1 protein-coding gene is annotated in these 1,442 nt (G+C 52.6%); it reads left to right on the top strand.

Annotation, left to right across the window (positions count from 1 at the left end; translation table 11 throughout):
• A partial coding sequence (locus tag ASF38_RS17205) for a recombinase family protein (RefSeq protein WP_162237341.1) occupies positions 1-1,316 on the top strand: 1,316 nt, incomplete at its 5' end.
• Positions 1,317-1,442: the final 126 nt, after the last annotated feature.

A 1,442-nucleotide genomic window follows, 5' to 3' on the forward strand; every position in this document is an offset into this window, starting at 1 on the left:
CACGCCAGGAGCAGGACTGTCGAGCCCTGGCAGTGCGTCACGGCCTTGAGGTAGTGCAGGTCTACACCGACAACGACACGGGAGCGTCCAACCTGTCCCGTAAGCCACGACCTCAGTACGACGCCATGTTGCAGGCTGTGCGTGATGGGGAAGTGGGCGTCATCCTCGCTTACTCCAACAGCCGTCTGACTCGTCGTCTGCGTGAGTTGGAAGACCTCATCCAGTTGCACGAGCAGACCGGGGTACTCATCAAGACGGTTGCCTCAGGTGAAGACGATTTGTCAACCGCAGACGGACGCATGGTCGCTAGGATCAAGGCATCTGTTGATTCAGCAGAGGCAGAGCGCACAGGCGAGCGGGTACGCCGACAGGTCAAGGCACGCATTGCTGACGGCATCCCACGTCACAACAGGTATAGAACCTTCGGCTATAACCGTGATTGGACGATCAACGAAGAAGAGGCAGAGCGTATCCGTGATGCCTTTAGGCGACATGTTGCCGGTGAGTCGATCCAATCCATTGTTGAACTATGGAAGAACGATGGTGTTGTGGTCGGTGGAGGTAAGACCTTGTACCACTCCACTGTTGACAACATCTTGAAGAACCCGCTGTATGCAGGGTTCATGGTTTACAAGGGTAAGATTGAAGGTCGAACCAAAGTACCTACGATCATTGACGAAGCACTCTGGAATGCCTCTCAGAGCCACAGAAAGGCCCCTAGGAGCGCCGTACAGCGTAAGAGTGCACGCAGACGCCTACTAGGTGGTCTCGTCCTGTGTGGGGCTTGTGGCTTCAAGATGGTTGGTAACAACTTGGCCTATGAGTGCAGCAAGTCCAACGGCGGGTGTGGGACTCAGTCGATCAGCCGTAAGCGTCTTGAGCCCTTGGTGCTGTCGGTAGTTCGTCAGGCTCTCATTGTGGGGTACTCCTACCCGGCTGTTGCTGACTACTCCGAAGAGATTCAATCTCTAAAAGATGACATTGAAGCAATCCGAGAAGGAATCAAGCAAAGAACACTCAGAGTCATTGACATTAGCGATACCCTAGTGGACTTGACCAAGCAACTTAAGGAACTTGAAGGCCAACAGGAACAGGCTGTGGTTGAGGGTACCGGCGCTGCGTTCGATGACTGGGACTCTTTTGTCAATGGCACCACCGCAGAGCAGATCGCTACGGTACGTAGGCACATTCAGGGTGTAGAAGTGCAAAAGGCAACTTCCAAGGCCTGGAACCCTGCTAGGGTAACTATCTACACCAAGCGTGGTAACGCTGTCAGCGGCACTGACGTCAAGGTAAGCACAAACATCAGCACCTAGAAAATATGCAACTCCAAAAGTTGCGCCTTAGAAAACGATGTGTGCTATAGTAGTACTTGTAAGAAGTTCTCTACCTACTACATCATAGGAACATCTACCAACATACTCTCTCTAGTATAACGGAAG

Source organism: Aeromicrobium sp. Leaf272, from assembly GCF_001422865.1.
Lineage (GTDB): Bacteria > Actinomycetota > Actinomycetes > Propionibacteriales > Nocardioidaceae > Aeromicrobium.